Source organism: Vibrio sp. 704 (genome assembly GCF_033339295.1).
In genome coordinates this window covers 1-620 of the sequence record NZ_JAWOUH010000626.1, presented here as the reverse complement: position 1 = coordinate 620, position 620 = coordinate 1, and the positions used below count along the sequence as shown (strand labels likewise).

Sequence of the window (620 nt, the reverse complement as noted above, 5' to 3'; positions counted from 1 at the left end):
ATACGCTTACGCAGGTTTTCCCCGCAGTTTGAATGGATTGGCTGCTTTTATGGATGTTGTTGAAGTGCGCAAAAATCGTGGTATTACCGACACATTAGGGCGTGAATCGACGCCGTTATCGACAGATAAAAGCAGCTTAGAGCTAGGCAGTCAGAACCAAACAACGCTGGTCGGTATGCAAGTTAAAGGCCCGCTGTTCGACTTTTCACCTCAAATAGATCAGTACTTAAAAGCCCATTTGTTTGGTGACATTTTCGCGCGTGACCTCCTGACGTGGAAACAACGAGAAATTGCCACGATTGCAGCGCTGGCAAATATCAACGGAGTGAACAGTCAGCTTGCGGCACACTACAACATCAGCATGAATAATGGCGTGTCTGCCGAAGAACTGAATGATTTCATTCTGGTTTTAAAGCAGTGCTGTGATGAAAGTATTGCGAGTAATGCTCAATCTGTACTGGATTCGGTGTTAGACGCCAAAAACTGATTGTTTTGGGTTTGGGAGATGTGTTCTTGGGCATGAAACAAACGATAAATGGTCAACAGGTTGGTGACGATAAAGGTGCTCTCAACCAATGAGCCACCAATCGAGCCAAGCCATAGGTTGTGGCTCACCCAAC

Annotated in this window: 2 protein-coding genes; one reads left to right on the top strand and one right to left on the bottom strand. The window is 46.0% G+C overall.

Annotated features, from left to right (window positions below; translation table 11 throughout):
- A partial coding sequence (locus R7R24_RS28150) for a carboxymuconolactone decarboxylase family protein (protein ID WP_318120367.1) occupies positions 1-487 on the top strand: 487 nt, incomplete at its 5' end.
- Here R7R24_RS28150 and R7R24_RS28145 read toward each other — a convergent pair.
- The coding region (locus R7R24_RS28145) for a YgjV family protein (protein WP_318120368.1) at positions 448-620 on the bottom strand (173 nt) is incomplete at its 5' end. The genes R7R24_RS28150 and R7R24_RS28145 overlap by 40 nt on opposite strands.